Here is a 19,146-nt window from a genome sequence, read left to right as displayed (position 1 = left end):
GCAAGGCCGCATGAAGTATCATAAAGGCCTCCCCGCCCGTGATACGCCCCCGCAACATGTCCCGGCCTTCCGGCGCTCCGCCCGCCACCCCCGATCCCGCCTCGCCGTCCTGCACCACGCTGGACTGCCTGCATTGCTCGGTCCGCCACCTTGCGGTGTGCTCGGCGCTGTCGCCCGATGAAGTGCAGGCGCTGGAACAGGTCACCCAGTCGCAGCAGATCACCCTGGGCAGTACGCTGGCCCGCACCGGCGAAGAGCGCCAGCATGTCTATACATTGACCGCTGGGGCGCTGCGCCTGGTGCGCACCCTGGCCGATGGCCGCCGCCAGATCAGTGGATTCGTGTTGCCGGGCGATTATCTGGGCCTGAGTGGCAGCGACCACCATCGCTACGATATCGAAGCCATCGCCGACAGCCGCGTGTGCCGCGTCGCGCTGCCGCAGATGAAAGCGCTGCGCAGCCGCTTCCCGCACCTGGAGCGCAAGCTGCTGCAACGCGCCTGCCAGGAACTGGATGCGGCACAGGACGCTGCGCTGGCGCTGGCCCGGCTGCAGCCGGCGGAGAAGGTGGCCGATTTCCTGCTGCGCCTGGCCGCACGCGAAGCCCGGCTTGGCGGCAACGGACTGCGCGTGTCGCTGCCGATGGGGCGTGGTGACATCGCCGACCACCTGGGCCTGACCATGGAAACGGTCAGCCGCACCTTCACCAAGCTGCGCCAGCAGGGGCTGATCGCCCTGCCCCACCTGAACGTGGTGGAGATCCTCGACGAGGACGGATTGCGCGGGCTGGCCGGTGAAGGGTTGATCTGAGGGTTTCGCAGTTCATGGGGTTGCCGGCCAGCGGCCGGCACTACCGGGCGGCATCCATCCGGTCGCGCCCAACCCACGTTGCGTCCATCCGGTCGCGCCCCACCCGCGTTGCATCCATCCGGTCGCACCCAACCCGCGTTGCATCCATCCGGTCGCGCCAAACCCGCGCCGCATCCATCCGGTCGTACCCAATCCGGGCGGGATCCATCCGGTCATACCCAACCCGCGTTGCATCCTTCTGGTAGTGCCGGCCGCTGGCCGGCAACCCCAGACATCCTCGATCAACGCAACAACACCTCGCGCAACGCCGCGTAATCGGCGGCCAACGGTTCGGCGTGCGCCGGCCGCTGCAACAGCGCCTCCAGTGCCGGCGGGACTGCCACCGTTTCGCCGATCAACGGCTCCACCACCGCCTCGAACTTGGCCGGATGTGCGGTGGCCACCACCGCCCAGTCGCCCTTGGCGCCACGCGCACGCAGGTCCTTCAACACCTTGACCGCCGTCGCCGTGTGCGGACAGAACAGCTCGCCGCGGCTGGCATGCGCGCCGGCAATCGTGGCACGGATGGTCACATCATCCACCGCGAACGCACGGAACGCCGCGCGCAGTTCAGTATCGTCGCCGTGGTAGAGCCAGCGCAGCCGCTCGAAGTTGCTCGGCGCGCCCACGTCCATCGCATTGGCCACGGTCGCCACGCTGGCCTGCGGCTGGTAGTCGCCGCCATTGAAGTACGCCGGCAGCACGGCATTGGCATTGGTGGCCAGCACGATCTGGCCGATCGGCACGCCCAGCGCGCGCGCCAGCACCGCGGCCATCGCGTTGCCGAGGTTGCCGGTCGGCACCACCAGGTTGAGCCGGCGCCGGGTCTGGGCATGATGGGTCAGTGCCGCATGCGCGTAGTAGCTCATCTGCGGCAGCAGGCGGCCCAGGCTGATGCTGTTGGCCGAGCTCAGCGGCACCTGGGCCTGCAGTTCGCGGTCGGCCAGTGCCTGCTTGACCATGGCCTGGCAGTCGTCGAACGCACCGGCCACGCGCAGGGCCACGATGTTGTCGCCGAAGCAGCCGAGCTGATGCGCCTGCCGGGGCGACACGCGGCCATCCGGATACAGCACCACCACCCGCACGCCAGGCTGGCGATGGAACGCCGCCGCCACCGCGGCACCGGTATCGCCGGAGGTGGCGACGACAATCGTCAGGTCGCGATCCTGGCCGGCCTGCAGCCGCGACAGCGTGCCGGCCAGGAAGCGCGCACCGATGTCCTTGAATGCGGCGGTCGGCCCATGGAACAGCTCCAGCACATGATCGCCGTCGCCAAGCGGACGCAGCGGCACCGGGAAGTCGAAGGCCTCATGGCAGATCGACGGCAGCGCGGACGCCAGCGCATCGCCGGCAAAGAACGGCGCCAGCAGATCGGCCGCGGTCTCGGCCAGCGTCGCGCCCGCGTGCAGTTCACGTGCGGCCGGCAGCATCTCCGGCACATACAGGCCGCCATCGGGCGCCAATCCAGCGGCGATGGCCGCGCTGAGGCCGACGGCCGGCGATTGGCCACGGGTCGAAACGAATTGCATGGGCTCGGTATCCAGTAGAGGGGAAGGATTCAGCACAGCCGGGCTCCCGGCGCGTCCAGCGGCGACACCCAGGCGTCGCTGACGAAGCCCGCGGCAGCAAAGGCCGCCTGCACCGGCGCGGCGGCGGCGTGGGCCTGCTCGGCGTCTTCGAACCAGGCGAATACGCTGGGACCGGCACCGGAGATGCCCGCACCCAATGCCTGCGCCGCCAGCGCTGCGTCGCGCGCCGCTGCAAAGCCCGCGATCAGGCCAGCCCGCCGAGGCTCCACCAGCACATCGCGCAGCCCGGCCCGCACCAGTCCGGCATCACCGCGGTGGCAGCCGCTGAGCACCAGCGCCAGATTCGCGCTCTGCGCCACGAACTCGCCCAAGGCATAACTGCCCTGCAACGCCTGCCGCGCGCGCCGCGTTTCCAGCACTGCGTGCGGATGCACCAGCAGGCTGTGCCACTGCGCCGGTACCGGAATCGGCACGAGCCGATCGGCCGTGCACAACGCCATCCCGCCCAGCAGCAGCGGGCCCACGTTGTCACCGTGGCGGCCGCCACTGGCCACCGCCTCGCCATCCAGCGCGAACGGATACAACGCCTCACGCGACAGCGGCAGCTCCAGCAGCGCGTTGGCGGCGACCAGTGCCGCCACGCACGAGGCTGCCGAACCGCCCATGCCCGAGCCGAATGGAATGCCCTTGTCGATCTCGATGGCGAAGCCGAACGCCAGCCCCAGCCGCTCGCGCAGCGAGATCAACGCGGCGCCGGCGGTATTGCCGGCTGCCTCCAGCGGCAACTCGACCGCGCTGCCGCGGATGGCATCGATGCGCACCACCGGCTCATCGATACGACGCACGCTCACGGTATCGCCGATGCCCGCAATCGCGTGGCCAAGAATGTCGAAGCCAACCGCAACATTGGCCACAGACGCCGGTGCGAATGCACGTGCGATCACAGGCGCGCCCCTTCACCGGCCGCAACCCGCAGCAGGTCGGCGAACACACCGGCGGCGGTCACTTCCGGTCCGGCACCGGGGCCCTGCACCACCAGTGGGTTGTCGCAGTAACGACGGGTACGGAACTGCACCACGTTGTCGGTCAGCCGCAGGTTGGCGAAGGCGTGGTCGGCCGGCAGTTCCTGCAGGCCGACCGAAGCGCCATCGGCACCGAGCCGCGCCACATAACGCAGCACCGCGCCGCGTGCGCGCGCCTCCGTCAGCCGCTGCAGCAGGCTGGCATCGGACTCGCCCAGGCGCGCCATGAAGTCATCCACGCTGCCCTCGCGCAGCAGCGCCGGCACCAGGCTTTCCACCTGCACCTGTTCCAGGCTCAGCGCGTGCCCAGCCTCGCGCGCCAGGATCACCAGCTTGCGCGCCACATCCACACCGGACAGATCATCGCGCGGGTCCGGCTCGGTGTAGCCCATCGAGCGCGCCTGCGCCACCAGCGCCGAGAACGGCTGGCTGCCATCGAAGCGGTTGAACAGCCAGGCCAGCGTGCCGGAGAAAATGCCGTCGATGGCCAGCACCTCGTCACCGGTATCAACCAGATCGCGCAACGTGGTGATCACCGGCAGGCCCGCACCTACCGTGGCTTCGTAGCGGAAGCGCGCCCCACTGGCGGCAGCGGCCGCACGGATGCGCTGGTAGCGCGGCAGCGGGCCGGCGCCAGCCTGCTTGTTCGGCGTGACCACATGGATGCCGGCTGCCAGCCAGCCCTCGTAGCGTTCGGCCACCTCGGCACTGCCACTGCAATCGATCACCACCGCATGCGGCAGGTGCGCGCCCAGCAGATGCTCGGTGAAACGATCCAGGTCACTGGCCTCACCGGCCTGCTGCAACGCCTGCCGCCAGTCGGCGTGCAGGCCGTCGGCTTCCAGGCGCATGCGCGAGCGCGAGGCCAGCGCGCGCAGGCGCAGGTCGACGTTGGCCTTGGCCAACAGCTGCGGCCGTGCCACCAGCAACTGGTCCAGCAGCGCGGCGCCCACATTGCCCGGCCCGATCACACCCACCGCGAAGGTCTGCGGCGACAGCCAGAACCCGGCATGTGCAGCGCGCAGCGCGCGGGTGGCATCGGCGCTGTCCACCGCCACCGAGATGTTGCGTTCCGACGACCCCTGCGCGATCGCCAGGATGTTCACCTGCGCACGACCCAGCGCTTCGAACAGGCGTGCCGCCACGCCCGGCTGGCCAGCCATGCCATCGCCCACTGCGGCCAGCACGCTGACCCCCTCACTGACCTGCACGCGCTGCACCTGGCCCACCGACAGTTCATGCGCGAATGCGTGCAGCAGCGCCTCGCGACCGCGTGCGGCTTCGGCGGCGCGCACCACGCAGCAGATCGAATGTTCCGACGAGCCCTGCGAGATCATCACCACCGACACCTGCGCCTGGCGCAGCGCGGCGAACACGCGCTCAGCGGTACCCGGCACGCCGATCAGACCGGTGCCTTCCAGGTTCAGCAGGGCCAGCCCGGGGCTCAGGGTCAACCCTTTCACCGGCCCGCGCGGCGAGCGCTCGGCACTGATGCGCGTGCCCGGGTGCGCCGGCTGGAAGGTGTTGCGGATGAAGATCGGCAAGCCCAGGCGGATCGCCGGCGACATCGTCTGCGGGTGCACCACCTTGGCGCCGAAGTAGGCCAGCTCGCAGGCTTCGTCGTAGCTCAGCGATTCCAGCTGCACCGCCTCGGGCACCAGCCGCGGGTCGGCCGACAGCACGCCATCGACATCGGTCCAGATGTGCAGTTCATCGGCGTTGAACAATGCGGCGAAGATCGCACCGGAGTAATCGCTGCCATTGCGGCCCAGCGTGGTGATGCGGTCGTGGCGGTCACGGGCGACGAAGCCGGTGGCCACCAGCCGCGACTGCGGATGCTGCAGGCGCCATTTGGCCAGGCGGTCCGCACTGGCTTCCCAGTCGACATCCACGCCCAGCTCACCATGCCCCACCACCAGCACATCGCGCGCATCGAGCACCGCGCAGTCTTCGCCCAACGCGCGCAGATGGGTACCCAGCAGCTGTGCGGAGAACACTTCGCCCAGCCCCTGCACGCGGTCGAGCACCTCGCGCGGCAACTCGCCGATCACCGCCAGCGCCGCCAGCACCTCAGCCAGTTGATCGAAGCGCGTATCGATCCACTCCACGGTGTCGCCCACCTGCTCGCCGAGCAGGGCCACGGCAGCGCCGCGATGACGGGCGCGCAGCGCATGCCAGGCCTCGCGCCAGCCCGCATCGCCCTTGGCCGCCAGCTGCGCCAGCTCGATCAGTGCGTCGGTGACGCCCTTCATCGCCGAGACAACGGTGACCTGCAGGGTTTCGGGGCGGGCCAGCAGCAGGCCGGCGGCATGGCGGTAGCGCTCGGCATCGGCCACGGAGGTGCCACCGAACTTGTGCACGACGGTGGACGGCGCAGCCAGATCGGCCGGGGCAACGGGATGGGCGGGGGCGTGGGAAGACATGCAGACCTCGGCAGGAGGCCCCGTCGCATGCAGGTGTCGAGTTTCCCCGCCACCTGGATGGTGCGGGGCCGTGGTTTTCGGGAGTTACACGAAGACGACGGGCCGCACCAGGGCAGTGGTGACGGTGGTGGTGGTAATGGTGGTGGTGGCGACCGGCGCAGTCGAACGGCCCGCAGTGGCGGGAGCGATCAGGCTGGCGTGGGCGGCATCAAGAACCATGGCGTACAGAAAACACTGCGCGGCGGGCGGCTGTCAAGTGCTGCGATGCAAAAATCGACTGCCGCGATCATCGCTCAACGTGCCGGCATTTGGTTGCATCTGAGACAAATCCGGCATCAGCGCGCTTGACGCCTGCAACTAGCCCGCATGTTCGGCGATCGCCCGCGGCGCACGATGGGCATGCGCGCACAGCATCACCCCGGCGACCAGGAACACGATCGCCAACGCTTCCAGCAGGGTTGGCCAGCGCTGCTGCCAGGCAAACGCGTACAGCAACGCGAACAGGGTCTCGAACACGATCATCTGGCCGGTGAGGGTCAGCGGCAGCAGCCGGCTGGCCCGGTTCCAGAACGCGTTGCCGAGGATCGAGGCCACCACCGCCACGCCGGCGCTGATCGCCCAGAAGCCGCTCCACTGTGCCGGGGTATGGCTGCCGGTGTGGCCGATGAACGCCATCGGCACCAGCAGCAGCGCCAGGCCGCCGGTGGTGACGCCAGTCAGCAGTGACCAGTCGTGGCTGGACAGGTCCGGGCGACGGGCCAGCCAGCGGCTGTTGCCGATCGAGTACAGCGCCCAGGAGAACAACGCACCGAATGCGCACAGCAGGCCGATCAGGCGCTGCCGCCACGGTGTTGCCAGATGCTCGGACATCAATGCTTCCCAGCCGACCAGCGCCACGCCCAGCACGCACAGGCCCAACGCGGGCAGCAGCTGTTTCAGCGGCACCGCGCCCTGCTCGCGCACGCCGACCAGGGTCACCACCACCGGAATCAGGCCGACGATCAGCGATGCGGCCGCACCACCGGCCCATTGCACGGCGGTGGCCAGCAACAGGAAATACACCAGATTGCCGGCCAGGCTCAGCCACAGCAGGCCGAACCACTCGGCGCGCCCCAGCTGCGGCGCCAACCGCTTCCAGCGTGGCAACAGCAGCAGCACCGCAATCAGCCCATAGACCAGATAGCGGCCAGCGGACAACTGCAGGGCATTGAACGACTGCAGCACGGCGGGCGCGAGGAAGACCACGCCCCACAGTGCGCCGGCGGCAACGCCATTGGCGATGCCCAGGGCCATCGGGTTGTTGCGCATTGGAATTGCCAGGGGGAGAGCACAGGCCGCGCAGTGTAAGCGGCGGCGCGGCGAGCGCGCTTGACCCAGGCTACTGCCCTGCCCTGCCGCGCGTGCGGGAAGCCGAGCGTGGGCTCGGCTCCACAGGACACCGGTGTTTGTAGAGTCGAGCCATGCTCGACTGCCGTTCGCGAGGTGGTCAGCGCAAAAGCAGTCGAGCAGGGCTCGACGCTACAGTCCTGCGCCCCGGCGCCAGGCGGCGGGCGTCTGCCCACATTCGCGGCGCAGTGCGCGGGTCAGTGCACTCTGCTCGGAATAGCCTGCGGCCAGCGCGATATCGCTGATCGGCGCAGCGCTGGTGCGCAGCTGGTGCTTGGCCCAACGCAGCCGGCAGGCACTGAGCCAGGCCTGCGGACTGAGCCCGAACTCACGCTGGAACAGTGCATGCAGGCGGCTCTCGCTGACACCCACGACAACCGCCATGCGCGCCACCGGCCACGCCCTTCCGGGATCGGCCTGCACCTGCGCGCACAGGCTCTGCAGCCGTGCACCGCTGCCGGCAGGCGCGAACATCTGCAGCAGCTGCGGCAACAGCGCCGGCAATGGCTGATCCTCGCGCACCTGTGCCAGCCGCTGGCGCACTGACAATGGCAGGTACAGCCAACGCTGGCGGCGCAGGTGCTCCTGGGTATCGTCATCCAGCACACCAGAAGGGCAATCCACGATCACGAAGCCATTGGGCCCATCGGCCATCTGGTCGTGGGCCTCGCCAGCGGCAACGAAGGCTCCCTGCAGCAGATCCAACCGGCCACCCTGACCTTCCATCTCGAACTGCAGCTCGCCCTGCAGCGGCAGCACCCACTGCGCGTAGTCATGGCGGTCCAGGCCGGTGGCCTGGCCATAGTGCCGAAGGTGGAAGATCGCGCCCATGTGACGAGTGTGCGCGTGCCGACATCTGCCTGCAACGCGGCCCGGCGTCGCGCGTGCTATGTTCCAGCCAGTTCCAGACGCAGGGATGGCAACGTGAACACGATGATCCGCATGCTTCCGCTTGCCTTGGCCATCCTGCTGCCGCTGGCCGCACAGGGCCAGTCCACAACACCATCGGCCGGCGAGCGCATCGCGCCCGCCCCGCACTGCCTGGACGCGCGCGACGTGCATCAGGTCGAGCAGCAGACTCCGACCGCCATCGCCGTCCGCGATGGCCGGGGCCAGGCCTACCGCATTGATTTCAGCGCCGCGTGCCCGGGTATCAACGAAGCCAGCGCGCTGCGCCTGGAAGCACCGTCAGGCTGGGCCTGCGGGCGGCCCAGCGAGCAGGTGGTGGTGGATGGCCGCCGTTGCGGCGTCGGCAGCGTCACGCCGATCGACAACCGGGAGTTCGCCATCACCGCGCGCGAGAGCAGCCGCCTGTATGCGTCCACCCTGCCGCGCGTGGATGTGACCGCCAAGGGCACACCGACCCGCGGCGGCAACAGCCCGCGGCACACCTTCCAGACCTCGCCGGCGTTCTGCTTCGCCAGCCGCCATGTACGCAGCTGGAGCGAAGATTCGCAGGGTGTGGTGGTGGAAACCAACCCACGCCGCAATGGCGGCATTCGCTACTACCGGGTCGAACTGGCCGGCAGCTGCTCGATCCTGGCCGGTGCACAGGAAGTGAACTTCGAATCCGGTTTCGGCAACGGGCTGATCTGCGGCAATCCCGGCGATCGCATGGTCATGCTGCCCTCTCCATTCGGCGGTGAAGACCTTCGCGCCAGCACACCGCGCTTCGCCCGGCCAAGCTGTGGCGTACTGGCTGTCTATCCGAAGGACCTGCCCGACCAGGCCTCGCGCTAGCCGTCGACCCCCAGGAAGGTGAACGGTGCGCTGGGCACGAACTGACCCAGTGCATCACCTGCGAAGGTATTGCGCTGGTCCGGGCCGAGGTCGAGCTTGAGCACCTTGCCGCCGAAGTCGACCTTGTTCAGATCGACCCAGAACGTGTTCGGGGTCAACGCCGATTCGAAAAAGTACAGCCGGCGCTTGTGGTCGGCCACGGTGCGCCAGCGCGTGGACGAGATGTTCGGCTCGCCCGGCGTGGTGATGCCATAGGGCACCGACGTATTGCGGATGACGCTGAATACACTGGCCAACGCCACCACCGGATCTTCGGCCTTGGGGATGGCATTGATGTAGAAGGACGCCCGCGCGAAGCGGTCGGCCGAGCGGTTGGTGCCCGGCAGCATCACCGTGCCGCCGATCTGCTGCCAGTAGCTGTTGAGCGCCAGCTGCTGCTCGAAGATCGGCGAATTGGTCATCACCTGGTAGCGACGGTCGTGATGGATCACCTGGCGGCCGCCGATGTACTCGACGATGGCGCTGTCACCGCTGGCATCGGACAGAGACAGGTGCAGCGTCGCCTGGCGATCCTCGCCCGGCACCTTGTCGGTGATGATCGAGTACGGCTCGCGCCGCAACGCGGCCACCGCCTCGTCCACCGTGGCGAAGTTGTCCAGCACGTACTGGGCCCACAGTGAGATGGCCAGGCCGGGCTTGCTGCCACGCTGCTGCGGGTACTCCGACTCGACCAGCCACAGCAGGTTGGCAACCAGGCCCTTCTCGTTCATGCCATCGGTGGTCGACACGTCGTAGCCGGTGGCCACCACGCTGCCGTAGCGCGCCGTCCACGCCAGCGATTTCGGCCCCGCCTGGCCGGTGCGTGCCATGCCACGCGGCAGCACGTAGAGATTGGTCGCCACATCGACCTTCCAGTCCATCGACCGCGCGGTGATCACATCGCCGTTGTCACCCAGGTACACCGCACGCGTGCAGGCCAGTGCGGGAGCGCCGGCCGCCACCAGTGCCACCGCCAGCATCACCTTCTGCTTCCACTTCATCCGTGCCATGTCGCTGCGCTCCGTTCCCCGTGATCACCGGATCTCACCGCACGTGCGGTGACACAGCGGTGAAAGCTCAGCGCGTGACCCGCGCGTGCAGCCAGAAGCCTGCCAGCATGGCGGGCACGAACCACAGCGCTTCACGTGACCCCACAGCCAGCCCGGCAAGGGCCGGCCCCGGGCAGTAGCCCGCCCAGCCCCAGCCGATACCGAACAGGGCCGCGCCCAGCAGCAGACGCGCATCGACGCCGGTCAGCGCGGGCCGCTGGAAACCCGTGGCGAACAGCGGCTGCGTGCGCCGCAGCACCCAGCGCTGGCCCAGCGCGCTGACCAGCACGGCCGCGCCCAGCACCCAGGCCAGGGTGGGATCGAAGTCGCCGGCCACGTCGAGGAAGCCGAGCACCCGGCGCGGGTCGGTCATGCCGGCCAGCGCCAGCCCCGCGCCGAACAGCGCGCCGGACAGGCCTGTGGCCCAGATCGCGCGGCTCATGTGATGGCTCCGCCGTGACGGATCACGAAGGTGGTCAGCATCGCGCAGCCCATGAACACCAGCACCGCGGCCAATGACCGGCGCGAACCTCGCGCCATGCCGCACACGCCGTGTCCACTGGTGCAGCCACTGCCCAGCCGGGTCCCGAAGCCGACCAGAAGGCCCGCGCCGACCAGCTGCCAGACCGGCAGCGCATCGCGGATCAGCGCGCGCGCCGGCTGCGCGGGCGCCGCCTGCCACCACAGCACGGCGCCCGCTGCCAGCAGCAGACCGAGCAGGAAGGCCCAGCGCCATCCGCGCTCGCCCCGCGCAGGGCGCAGCGTGCCGGCCGCGATCCCGCTGATGCCGGCCACGCGGCCGGTGGTCGCCAGCAACAGCACCGCAGCCAGCCCGATCAGCCCGCCACCAACCAGTGCCGCCCACGGCACGTTCATGCCCTGCCCTCGTACGTTGCGTGCATTCGATTGCCACTTAATTTAGATTTCCCTAAATTAGCGCCATCCAAACCACAAGGTCAACCATGGCCCGCACCCCGCTGGACACCACCGTGATGGCCGAACATGCCGCGCATGCGGCCGCCCTGCTCAAGAGCCTGGCCCACCCGGCGCGTTTGCAGGTGCTGTGCCGGCTGGTGGAAGGCGAAGCGCCGGTACCGGAACTGCAGGCGTTGACCGGGCTGAGCGCATCGGCGCTGTCGCAGCATCTGGCGGTGCTGCGCGCACTGGACATCGTGGCGACGCGGCGTCAGGCACAGTCGATCCACTATCGGATGATCGAAGGCCCGGCACTGGGCGTACTGCAGGCATTGCACGCCGCGTACTGCGGCGGCCCGGCACGCTGAACCGCGCGGTACGCTCAGACGGCGTGCAGCGCCGGCTGCACGACGGTGTCGAGCAGGTCCACCGGGGTGGGCGCGGAACGGTCGCCCTGCAGGGCGCGGGTAAACCCGGACCAGTCGCTGGATGAGAGCTGGCGCAGCAGCATCGCGTCCACCGGCAGAGCGCGCATCGCCCAATAGGGAAACTGGCGCTGGCCCAGACGCCCGCGGGCCAGCTCCACGATGTCGATATGGCTGCCCGCCTGCAGGATGCGTTCGTACACCGAATCGATGCCATCCGGCGGTCCTTCGATGTACTGAAGGAAGCGACCGCCGTCATGCAGCAGCACGCCCGTCACTCCGGCCAGCTTGTTGAAGCGCGCAGCGTCCTCGACCAATGCATCCAGCCGTTCGGGTGACAGGTCCGGCGATGCCTGGCTGACGTAGGCAATGGCACGCAGAGGCATGGCGTTTCCCTGGCAGGAGGTGAAACCACGGTAACAGTTGCGGACGAGCCCGTCTCAGAACCGGTTCACGCTTGCTGAAGTGTTCAGTTCGCGGCGACGCCCGGACCGTCGCAGCGTCGGGGCAGCCGCGCCTCGAACACCACCTGACCGGCCTCGTTGCGGGCCTGGATGCGCCCGCCGTGGGCACGTACGAACTGATCGACGATGTACAGACCCAGGCCCAACCCGTTACTGGGATGGAAGCTGGCCTTGAACGGTTCGAACAGGCGCGGCAGCAGGGCTTCATCGATGTGCCCGGCATTGCTCACCCGCAGCAGCACGTTGCGCGCATCGCGGCCATCCACCTCCACCCTCGCCTCGCTGCCATGGGTCAGCGCATTGCCGACCAGGTTGGCCGCGACCTGGCCGAGGCGATCGAAATCGCCCTGCAGGGCGGTGTCACCGTGCATGTCCAGGCGGATCCGTGAGTGGCCATGTGCGCTGCCGGCTTCGGCCACCACCGCACGCGCCACATCGCCCAGATCGCAGCTGCTCGCCTGCAGGCGCAGGCCGCCGCTGCGGATCCGCGAGAAGTCCAGCAGCTGCTCCACCATCCGCGCCATGCGCAGCGTACTGGCCTCCAGGTGGGCCAGGGTCTGGCGAGCGCCGATGTTGTCGCCTGGCAGATCCAGCGCCAGCTTGTCGGCGCACAACAGGATTGCCGACAGCGGCGTGCGCAGGTCGTGGGTCAGCACCGCCGCCATGGTCTCGTTGAGCTTGAGTGCGCGCTCCAGTGCCTCATTGCGCGCCTTCAGCAGCTGCCGCTGCTGGTACAGCTCGATGAAGACATTGACCTTGCTCAGGATCACCTGCGGCGCCACCGGCTTGTGCAGGAAATCCACCGCGCCGGTCTCATAGCCCTTGAAGGCGCGCACCGGGTCATCCGGCGAGGCGGTCAGGAAGATGATCGGGATGGTGCGGCTGCGGTGCGAACCCCGCATCAGTTCGGCCAAGGTGAAGCCGTCGATCTCCGGCATGTGCACGTCCAGCAACGCCAACGCCACCTCATGTTCCAGCAGAAGCTCCAGCGCCTGTGCGCCCGAGCCGGCCAGCAGCAGATTCACGCCCTCGCGCTGCAGCAGCGCCTGCATGGCTACCAGGTTCTGCGGCACGTCATCGACGATCAGCAGGTTGACCGGGGTCTGCGATTGCGCAGGGTCCGGTGGCAGCAGGTTCATGCGGAAAACTCCTTCAGGCGACGGCACATCAATTCAAGGGGCAGCACGGCATCGGCGCCGGCGTGCTGCAGGGCGGAGGCCGGCATCATCGATGCCTCGGCCTCCTCGGGACATTGCAGCCAGGCATGGCCACCGGCAGCGCGTACCGCAGCCACGCCTTCGCTGCCGTCGCTGCTGGCCCCGGTCAGCAGCAGGGCCAGTACCTGCGGGCCAAACACCGCAGCAGCCGATTCGAACAGCGGGTCGATGGCCGGGCGCGAATACAGCACCGGCGCGTCAACCGACAGCGCCACCGAGGCAGCGTCTTCCACCAGCAGATGGTAGTCCGGCGGGGCGAAGGTGACGGTTCCCGGCTGCAGTGGCTGCTTGTCCTCCGCCTCGCGCACCGGCAGCGCACAGCAGGGCGCCAGCACTTCGGCAATGCGGCTGGAGCGATCGCGTGGCAGATGCAGCACCGCCAACACCGGCGCAGGAAACGTTGCGGGCAGCGCACCGAGCACCGACTGCAGGGCAGCCACCCCGCCTGCGGATGCGCCGATCACCAGCAACCCAGGCCGCCTGCTCATGGCCATCACGCGACCTTCCGATACAGTCGGTGTTCGCGCGAACAGACCTCGAACGCCTCGTGGTGGCGACCGAACTGCAACGACTCCTTGCTGCCCAGGCCAAGGAAGCCGCGATGCACCAGCGCCTCGCGGAACAGGCCAACGGCGCGGTCCTGCAGATCGCGGTTGAAGTAGATCAGCACATTGCGGCACGACACCAGGTGCACTTCGGAAAACACGGTGTCGGTGGCCAGGCTGTGGTCGGCGAACACCACATTGCGCCGCAGCTGGCGATCGAACACGGCGCCGTCGTACGCGGTGGCGTAGTAGTCCGACAGCGATGCGGTACCACCGGCAGCCAGGTAATTGCGGCTGAACTGGGCCATGCGGTCGATGCCATAGGCGCCTGCCTCGGCGCTGGCCAGCGCCGAGGGATTGATGTCGGTGGCATAGACGATGCTGCGCTCAAGCAAGCCTTCCTCGTGCAGCAGGATCGCCAGCGACCAGACCTCCTCACCCGTGCTGCAACCGGCTACCCACAGCTTGACCGAGGGATAGGTGCGCAGTACCGGCACCACCTGCTCGCGCAGCTCGCGGAAGTAGGCCGGATCACGGAACATCTCCGACACCTGCACGGTGAAGAACTGCATGGCCTGGGCGAACAGCTCCGGCTCGTGCAGCAGGCGATGCTGCAGGTCGGCCAGGCGCGCGCACTCGTAGCGCTGCATGGCCTGGCGCATGCGCCGCCGCAGCGATGACACCGCGTAGCTGCGGAAGTCGTAGTGGTAGCGCTGGTAGATCGCCTCCAGCAGGACCTTCAGCTCCAGGTCGAACAGCGCCTGATCGTTCATTGCCGCGAGCACCAGACCCGGCACAGCGAAACCAGCTTGTCCACGTCGATTGGTTTGGCGATGTAATCGTTGGCGCCGGCCTGCAGGCAGCGTTCGCGATCGTCCGGCATGGCCTTGGCGGTCAGCGCGATGATCGGCAGGTCCTGCAGATGGCGCTGCGCGCGGATCTCGCGCATCGCGGCCAGTCCGTCCTTCTCCGGCATCATGATGTCCATCAGCACCAGGTCGACCTCACGCTCGGCCAGGCGATCCACCGCCTCCTGGCCATTGCGGGCGATTTCCAGAGTCACGCCCAGCGGTTCAAGCACGCTGGACAGCGCGAAAATGTTGCGCACATCGTCTTCGGCCAGCAGCACGGTGCGTCCGTCGAGCACGGTGTCGCGGCGACGTGCTTCGCGCAGCAGGCGCTGCTGGTCGGTGGGCAGGCTGGCTTCCACGCTGTGCAGGAACAGGGTGACTTCGTCCAGCAGGCGTTCGGGCGAACGTGCACCCTTGATGATGATGCTCTTCGAATAGCGGCGCAGGCGCTGCTCTTCCTCGCGGCCGAGCGCGCGGCCGGTGTAGACGATCACCGGCGGGAAGCCGACATCATCATTGCCGGCCATGTGCTCGAGCAGGTCGTAGCCGCTGCCGTCGGGCAGCGACAGGTCCATCACCATGCAGTCGAAGGTGACCGAGCTGAGCTGCTCCAGCGCACCGGCCAGGGTGCCCACTGCCACGATCTGCAGTTGCTCACGGCCCAGCAGCAGCTCCAGGTTCTGTCGCAGTTCGCTGTCGTCCTCGACGATCAGCAGCCGTCGCACGTCGCGCTGGCTGGTCTGTTCCAGCTGCTCGATGGCCGCCACCAGACGCTCACGCGTGGTCGGCTTGATCGCAAAACCGATCGCGCCCAGCTCGCGCGCGACCTGGCTGCGGTCCATCGCCGAAACCACATGTACCGGGATATGCCGGGTGTCCGGATTGCGCTTGAGGCGCTCCAGCACACTCAACCCCGACACATCGGGCAGGCCGATGTCGAGCAGGATGCCATTCGGGCGCAGATCGGCGGCCAGCACCAGCGCCTCTTCCGCCGTGCCGGCCACCACGCAGTCGAAATCGAGTTCGTGGGCCAGCGCCACCAGCGCTTCGGCGAAGGTGGCATCGTCCTCCACGGCCAGGATCAGCCGGCCAGCACGCTGGCGGCGGCCTCGATCATCGGCTACGCCTGCCACCGTCGCGACCGGACCCGGACCCGGAGCCGCTGCAGCGGCGGCAACGGGCGCGATCGCGGGAACCGCCACGGCCGGCGCCACGCTGGCGGCTTCGGCGGTGCCCGGCTCCGCAGCCGCCGGTGCCCCCTGCAACGGCAACTCCAGGATGAAGCAACTGCCGCGCCCCGGCTCGCTGTCGACCCGGATGGCACCGCCCATGCGCTCGGCCAGATCTCGCGAGATCGACAGCCCCAGCCCGGTGCCGCCGTAACGGCGCCGGGTGCTGCCATCGGCCTGGCGGAAAGCCTCGAAAATGACCTGCAGCTGCTCGCGGGCGATACCAATGCCGGTATCGCAGACTTCGAAGCGGATGCGGCCGTCGCCGGCGGCGCGCACGTGCAGGCTGACCTTGCCGTGTTCGGTGAATTTCAGTGCATTGGCCAGCAGATTCTTCAGGATCTGCTGCAGGCGCTGGTTGTCGGCCACCAGCTGGCTGGGCGCCAGCGCATCGGCCTCGATCTGCAGCGCCAGGCCCTTCTGCCGCGCCATCGGCTCGAAGGTTTCGCGCAGGCGTTGCAGCACGCTGTCCACCACCACCACTTCATCGGCCAGTTCGACATGGCCCGCTTCGATGCGCGACAGGTCCAGGATGTCGTTGATCAGCGCCAGCAGGTCGTTGTTCGAGGACAGGATCGCGCGTGCGTACTTGACCTGCTCTTCGGTCAGCGTGCCGTCCTTGTTGTCGGCCAACAGCTTGGCCAGGATCAGCGAGCTGTTCAGCGGCGTACGCAGTTCGTGCGACATGTTGGCCAGGAACTCGGACTTGTAGCGCGAGGTGGCGGCCAGCTCGTTGCTGTTGCGCACCAGCTGGCCCTGCGCCACCAGCAGCGCCTGCTTCTGCGCCTCCAGCTCATGGGTGCGCTCTTCCAGCTGGACGTTGCTCTGCTCCAGCTCGGCCTGCTGCTCTTCCAGATGGCTCTGCGACTGCAGCAGGCTGCGGCTCTGTTCTTCCAGCTCCTCGTTGGCCACGCGCAGCTCTTCCTGCTGGGCCTGCAGCTCCTCACCCTGGCGCTGCGATTCCTCCAGCAGCACCACCAGCTGCGCGCGCAGCAGCGAGGCCCGCAGTGCCATGCCGATGGTCTCGGCACAACGTTCCAGCAGTTCGACATCCAGGCGCGGCTGCTCACCGGCACGGGTCCGGCCCAGCTCGATGATGCCGACCGCGCTGCCATCACTGCTGATCGGCGCCAGGAGGCGCTCGCGCACCGGCAGCCGCCCCAGGCTGGTCTGCAGTTCAAGCACCGTCGCCTCGCCGCCGTGCAGATGGCGGATGCGTCCGTCGCGGGCCACCTGCCCGGCCACGCCTTCCTGCAGGGCCAGCGATGCCGGCATGCCCGACGGCAATGCCAGGCCGCCGGTAAGCTGCAGCCGCCCACCCTCCAGGCGGTATACCGCACCGACCTCGGCCTGCAGCTGCGCGCCCAGGCTGGTCGCCGCCGCCTCGGCGATCTGCTCCGGCCCCAGGTCGCCACGCAGGCTCATCGCCACGGCGTTCTCGGCCTCCTGCAGCCACAACGCGCGCATCGCCTCGCGGCGTGCCTGGATGGCCCGGGAGACGATCAGCGCGATCATCAGGAACGCGCCGCCACCAATGCTGCGGTTGACGAACGAGAACGCGGAATTGGAGCTGGCCGGCGCGATGTTGTAGCCGGCGATCAGCAGCACGCAGGCCAGCACGGCCACGATGAACGGCGCCCGCGCACTGCGCTGGAACACCATCACGCCCACGGCAAGGAAGTAGGCCAGCCACACCGCGTAGCCCAGTGGCACCACCAGCTCCAGCGCGATGGTCGCCGCCAGCAATACGGTGGACGTCATCCAGATCCAGCGGTCACGCGTGGTTGCACCAGGACGCATGCGGGTCGGTTCCAGAGGTCAAAGGGTGGGTGATGGTACTCCGTGTCGCATTCAGCCGCACAGGACGAATGGCACGTGCCGCGCCTGCACGCACTCTTCACACTGCACTGCCTAGCTTCACGTCCCTCCCTGGGGTAATGCTCATTTCCACGTGGACGCAGCCGCTTCTACGACGTCCGTGCTGACGGACCCTTCCCGACAACTGCGACTGCTGATCGACAGCGTGCGCGACCATGCGCTGTACCTGCTTGATCCGCAGGGCATGGTGTGCAGCTGGAATCCGGGCGCCGAGCGCATCAAGGGCTATTCAGCCGACGAAGTCATCGGCAGCCATTTCGGCCGCTTCTACCTGCCGGCCGATCGCGAGTCCGGCGAACCGCAGCGCCTGCTGCGCCTTGCCGCGCAGCATGGCCATCACGCCAGCGAGGGCTGGCGCCTGCGCCGCGACGGTTCCTCGTTCCGTGCCAGCATCGTCATCGAGCCGGTGGTTGAAGCCGGCGAGCTGCTCGGTTTCGTCAAGATCACCCGTGACATCACCGAGCAGTGGCAGGCACAACGGCTGCTGCGCGATGCCCAGCGTGCGCTGCGCAACACCCAGCAGTTCGAGACGGTGGGCCGGCTCAGCCGGGGGCTGTCGCACGAGTTCAACAACCTGCTGACCACCATCGGCAATGCGCTGGATCTGCTGGCCATGCGCGTAGGCAGCGACGACAGGCGCGCGGCCGAACTGCTGGATGCGGCCCAGGCCGCCACTGACCGCGGCGCGCTGCTGACCCGCCAGCTGCTGGCCTTCAGCACCGGGCAGACCCTGATCCGCGAGCCGCTGGACCTCAACGCACAGCTGCAGCACTGGCTGCCGGACCTGCAGCGCGCCTGTCCGCCCACGGTGGTGCTGGACCTGCGGCTGACGCCCGGCCTGCCCGCAGTGAGCACCGACGCGATGCAGCTGCAGACCGCGCTGAGCAATCTGGTGGCCAATGCCGTGGAAGCCACCCTCGATGGCGGCCGCATCCTGGTGGCCACCGCACTGGAGCATCGGCTCGACCCGGATGCGGACAGCACGTTGCAACGTGGCTATGTCACCCTCAGCGTCTGTGACGAGGGCCATGGCATGGCTGCCGACATCGCCGAGCGCGCAACCGAACCCTTCTTCACCACCAAGGACATCGGCAAGGGCAGCGGTCTGGGCCTGAGCCAGGTGTTCGGATTCACCACCCAGAGCGGCGGCTTCGTCGACGTGTCCACCACGCCCGGTGTCGGCACCACGGTCAGCCTGCTGCTCCCTGCAATAGAGGACCCTGCCGATGACCGATGACCCGATCCGCGTACTGATGGTGGAGGACCAGACCGATCTGCGCGAGATGATCGGCCTGGCCCTGCGCGACTTCGGCATCGACGTGTCCACCACCGCCGATGCCCATGAAGCGGCCGCACTGTTGAAGGGCGAAGCGCGTTTCGATGTGGTGTTCAGTGACATCAGCATGCCCAACGGCATGTCTGGCATCGAGCTGAGTGAACACGTCGCCCGTGAACAGCCACAGGCGCGGATGATCCTGTCGTCCGGCTATGCGCGTTCGCAGCTGCCACCGCTGCCCGAGCAGGTGGAATTCCTGCCCAAGCCCTACCGCCTGCGCCAGCTGGTGCAGCTGCTGAAGCAGGAATGA

At 68.3% G+C, this 19,146-nt stretch carries 19 protein-coding genes; 6 read left to right on the top strand and 13 right to left on the bottom strand.

Annotated elements, in window-relative coordinates; translation table 11 throughout:
• Nucleotides 1–56 precede the first annotated feature (56 nt).
• Nucleotides 57–809 (top strand): helix-turn-helix domain-containing protein, encoded by a 753-nt coding sequence (locus C9412_RS15165; RefSeq protein WP_107232401.1) that lies wholly within the window; start codon nucleotides 57–59, stop codon nucleotides 807–809.
• Between the two features lie 281 nt (nucleotides 810–1,090).
• Here the strand turns inward: C9412_RS15165 and thrC are convergent, their stop codons facing one another.
• From thrC to thrA, 3 genes are read right to left on the bottom strand one after another with little or no spacing between them, the layout of a single operon-like run.
• Nucleotides 1,091–2,377, bottom strand: coding sequence for a threonine synthase (gene thrC / locus C9412_RS15160; protein ID WP_107232400.1), 1,287 nt, complete (start codon nucleotides 2,375–2,377; stop codon nucleotides 1,091–1,093).
• Between the two features lie 29 nt (nucleotides 2,378–2,406).
• Nucleotides 2,407–3,321 carry a homoserine kinase gene (locus C9412_RS15155; RefSeq protein WP_107232399.1) on the bottom strand — a complete coding sequence of 305 codons (915 nt, stop codon included), beginning with the start codon at nucleotides 3,319–3,321 and terminating at the stop codon, nucleotides 2,407–2,409.
• A complete protein-coding gene (gene thrA / locus C9412_RS15150; protein WP_107232398.1) occupies nucleotides 3,318–5,822 on the bottom strand; it encodes a bifunctional aspartate kinase/homoserine dehydrogenase I in 2,505 nt (834 codons plus the stop codon). Before thrA ends, C9412_RS15155 begins: the two co-directional genes overlap by 4 nt.
• A 27-nt stretch (nucleotides 5,823–5,849) precedes the next feature.
• Between thrA and C9412_RS20710 the strand changes: the two genes are divergently transcribed.
• Complete coding sequence (locus C9412_RS20710) at nucleotides 5,850–6,170, top strand: hypothetical protein (RefSeq protein ID WP_181358679.1); 321 nt, start codon at nucleotides 5,850–5,852, stop codon at nucleotides 6,168–6,170.
• A 9-nt stretch (nucleotides 6,171–6,179) separates the two neighbouring features.
• Here the strand turns inward: C9412_RS20710 and C9412_RS15145 are convergent, their stop codons facing one another.
• Nucleotides 6,180–7,130: a DMT family transporter gene (locus tag C9412_RS15145; protein ID WP_107232397.1), complete on the bottom strand. Its 951-nt coding sequence runs from the start codon at nucleotides 7,128–7,130 to the stop codon at nucleotides 6,180–6,182.
• A gap of 210 nt (nucleotides 7,131–7,340) precedes the next feature.
• Nucleotides 7,341–8,039 (bottom strand): AraC family transcriptional regulator, encoded by a 699-nt coding sequence (locus tag C9412_RS15140; protein WP_107232396.1) that lies wholly within the window; start codon nucleotides 8,037–8,039, stop codon nucleotides 7,341–7,343.
• Between the two features lie 111 nt (nucleotides 8,040–8,150).
• Between C9412_RS15140 and C9412_RS15135 the strand changes: the two genes are divergently transcribed.
• Nucleotides 8,151–8,948 (top strand): DUF6491 family protein, encoded by a 798-nt coding sequence (locus tag C9412_RS15135; protein WP_258190270.1) that lies wholly within the window; start codon nucleotides 8,151–8,153, stop codon nucleotides 8,946–8,948.
• On the opposite strand, the gene C9412_RS15130 is transcribed toward C9412_RS15135, so the two are convergent.
• The 3 genes from C9412_RS15130 to C9412_RS15120 all read right to left on the bottom strand — a co-directional run bounded on the left by C9412_RS15130 (nucleotide 8,945) and on the right by C9412_RS15120 (nucleotide 10,912).
• Nucleotides 8,945–9,997 carry a linear amide C-N hydrolase gene (locus C9412_RS15130; protein WP_107232394.1) on the bottom strand — a complete coding sequence of 351 codons (1,053 nt, stop codon included), beginning with the start codon at nucleotides 9,995–9,997 and terminating at the stop codon, nucleotides 8,945–8,947. The two genes, C9412_RS15135 and C9412_RS15130, sit on opposite strands and share 4 nt — an antisense overlap.
• A gap of 67 nt (nucleotides 9,998–10,064) precedes the next feature.
• On the bottom strand, nucleotides 10,065–10,478 hold the full coding sequence (locus C9412_RS15125; protein WP_107232393.1) for a DUF6691 family protein: 414 nt from the start codon (nucleotides 10,476–10,478) through the stop codon (nucleotides 10,065–10,067).
• Nucleotides 10,475–10,912, bottom strand: a complete 438-nt coding sequence (locus C9412_RS15120) for a YeeE/YedE thiosulfate transporter family protein (RefSeq protein WP_107232392.1) — start codon at nucleotides 10,910–10,912, stop codon at nucleotides 10,475–10,477. The genes C9412_RS15125 and C9412_RS15120 overlap by 4 nt, the downstream gene beginning before the upstream one ends.
• 86 nt (nucleotides 10,913–10,998) lie before the next feature.
• Here C9412_RS15120 and C9412_RS15115 point away from each other — a divergent pair, with 86 nt between their 5' ends.
• On the top strand, nucleotides 10,999–11,319 hold the full coding sequence (locus C9412_RS15115) for a metalloregulator ArsR/SmtB family transcription factor (protein WP_107232391.1): 321 nt from the start codon (nucleotides 10,999–11,001) through the stop codon (nucleotides 11,317–11,319).
• Nucleotides 11,320–11,333: 14 nt separating this feature from the next.
• On the opposite strand, the gene C9412_RS15110 is transcribed toward C9412_RS15115, so the two are convergent.
• The 5 genes from C9412_RS15110 to C9412_RS15090 all read right to left on the bottom strand — a co-directional run bounded on the left by C9412_RS15110 (nucleotide 11,334) and on the right by C9412_RS15090 (nucleotide 17,482).
• On the bottom strand, nucleotides 11,334–11,762 hold the full coding sequence (locus tag C9412_RS15110; RefSeq protein ID WP_107232390.1) for a BLUF domain-containing protein: 429 nt from the start codon (nucleotides 11,760–11,762) through the stop codon (nucleotides 11,334–11,336).
• A gap of 83 nt (nucleotides 11,763–11,845) precedes the next feature.
• Complete coding sequence (locus C9412_RS15105) at nucleotides 11,846–12,979, bottom strand: hybrid sensor histidine kinase/response regulator (RefSeq protein WP_107232389.1); 1,134 nt, start codon at nucleotides 12,977–12,979, stop codon at nucleotides 11,846–11,848.
• The gene (locus C9412_RS15100; protein WP_107232388.1) at nucleotides 12,976–13,551 is read right to left on the bottom strand and encodes a chemotaxis protein CheB; all 576 of its coding nucleotides are present in this window, start codon (nucleotides 13,549–13,551) and stop codon (nucleotides 12,976–12,978) included. The genes C9412_RS15105 and C9412_RS15100 overlap by 4 nt, the downstream gene beginning before the upstream one ends.
• Nucleotides 13,551–14,375, bottom strand: coding sequence for a CheR family methyltransferase (locus C9412_RS15095; protein WP_107232387.1), 825 nt, complete (start codon nucleotides 14,373–14,375; stop codon nucleotides 13,551–13,553). Before C9412_RS15095 ends, C9412_RS15100 begins: the two co-directional genes overlap by 1 nt.
• Complete coding sequence (locus tag C9412_RS15090) at nucleotides 14,372–17,482, bottom strand: response regulator (RefSeq protein WP_107232386.1); 3,111 nt, start codon at nucleotides 17,480–17,482, stop codon at nucleotides 14,372–14,374. Before C9412_RS15090 ends, C9412_RS15095 begins: the two co-directional genes overlap by 4 nt.
• A gap of 178 nt (nucleotides 17,483–17,660) precedes the next feature.
• Between C9412_RS15090 and C9412_RS15085 the strand changes: the two genes are divergently transcribed.
• Together C9412_RS15085 and C9412_RS15080 are read left to right on the top strand one after the other, a co-directional pair.
• Nucleotides 17,661–18,797, top strand: a complete 1,137-nt coding sequence (locus C9412_RS15085; RefSeq protein WP_107232385.1) for a PAS domain-containing sensor histidine kinase — start codon at nucleotides 17,661–17,663, stop codon at nucleotides 18,795–18,797.
• Nucleotides 18,787–19,146 (top strand): response regulator, encoded by a 360-nt coding sequence (locus C9412_RS15080; RefSeq protein ID WP_107232384.1) that lies wholly within the window; start codon nucleotides 18,787–18,789, stop codon nucleotides 19,144–19,146. The genes C9412_RS15085 and C9412_RS15080 overlap by 11 nt, the downstream gene beginning before the upstream one ends.

The sequence above is a fragment of the Stenotrophomonas sp. Nf1 genome, assembly GCF_003028475.1.
In the GTDB taxonomy this organism is placed as follows: Bacteria; Pseudomonadota; Gammaproteobacteria; order Xanthomonadales; family Xanthomonadaceae; genus Stenotrophomonas.
This window is presented reverse-complemented; position numbering and strand designations above follow the sequence as displayed.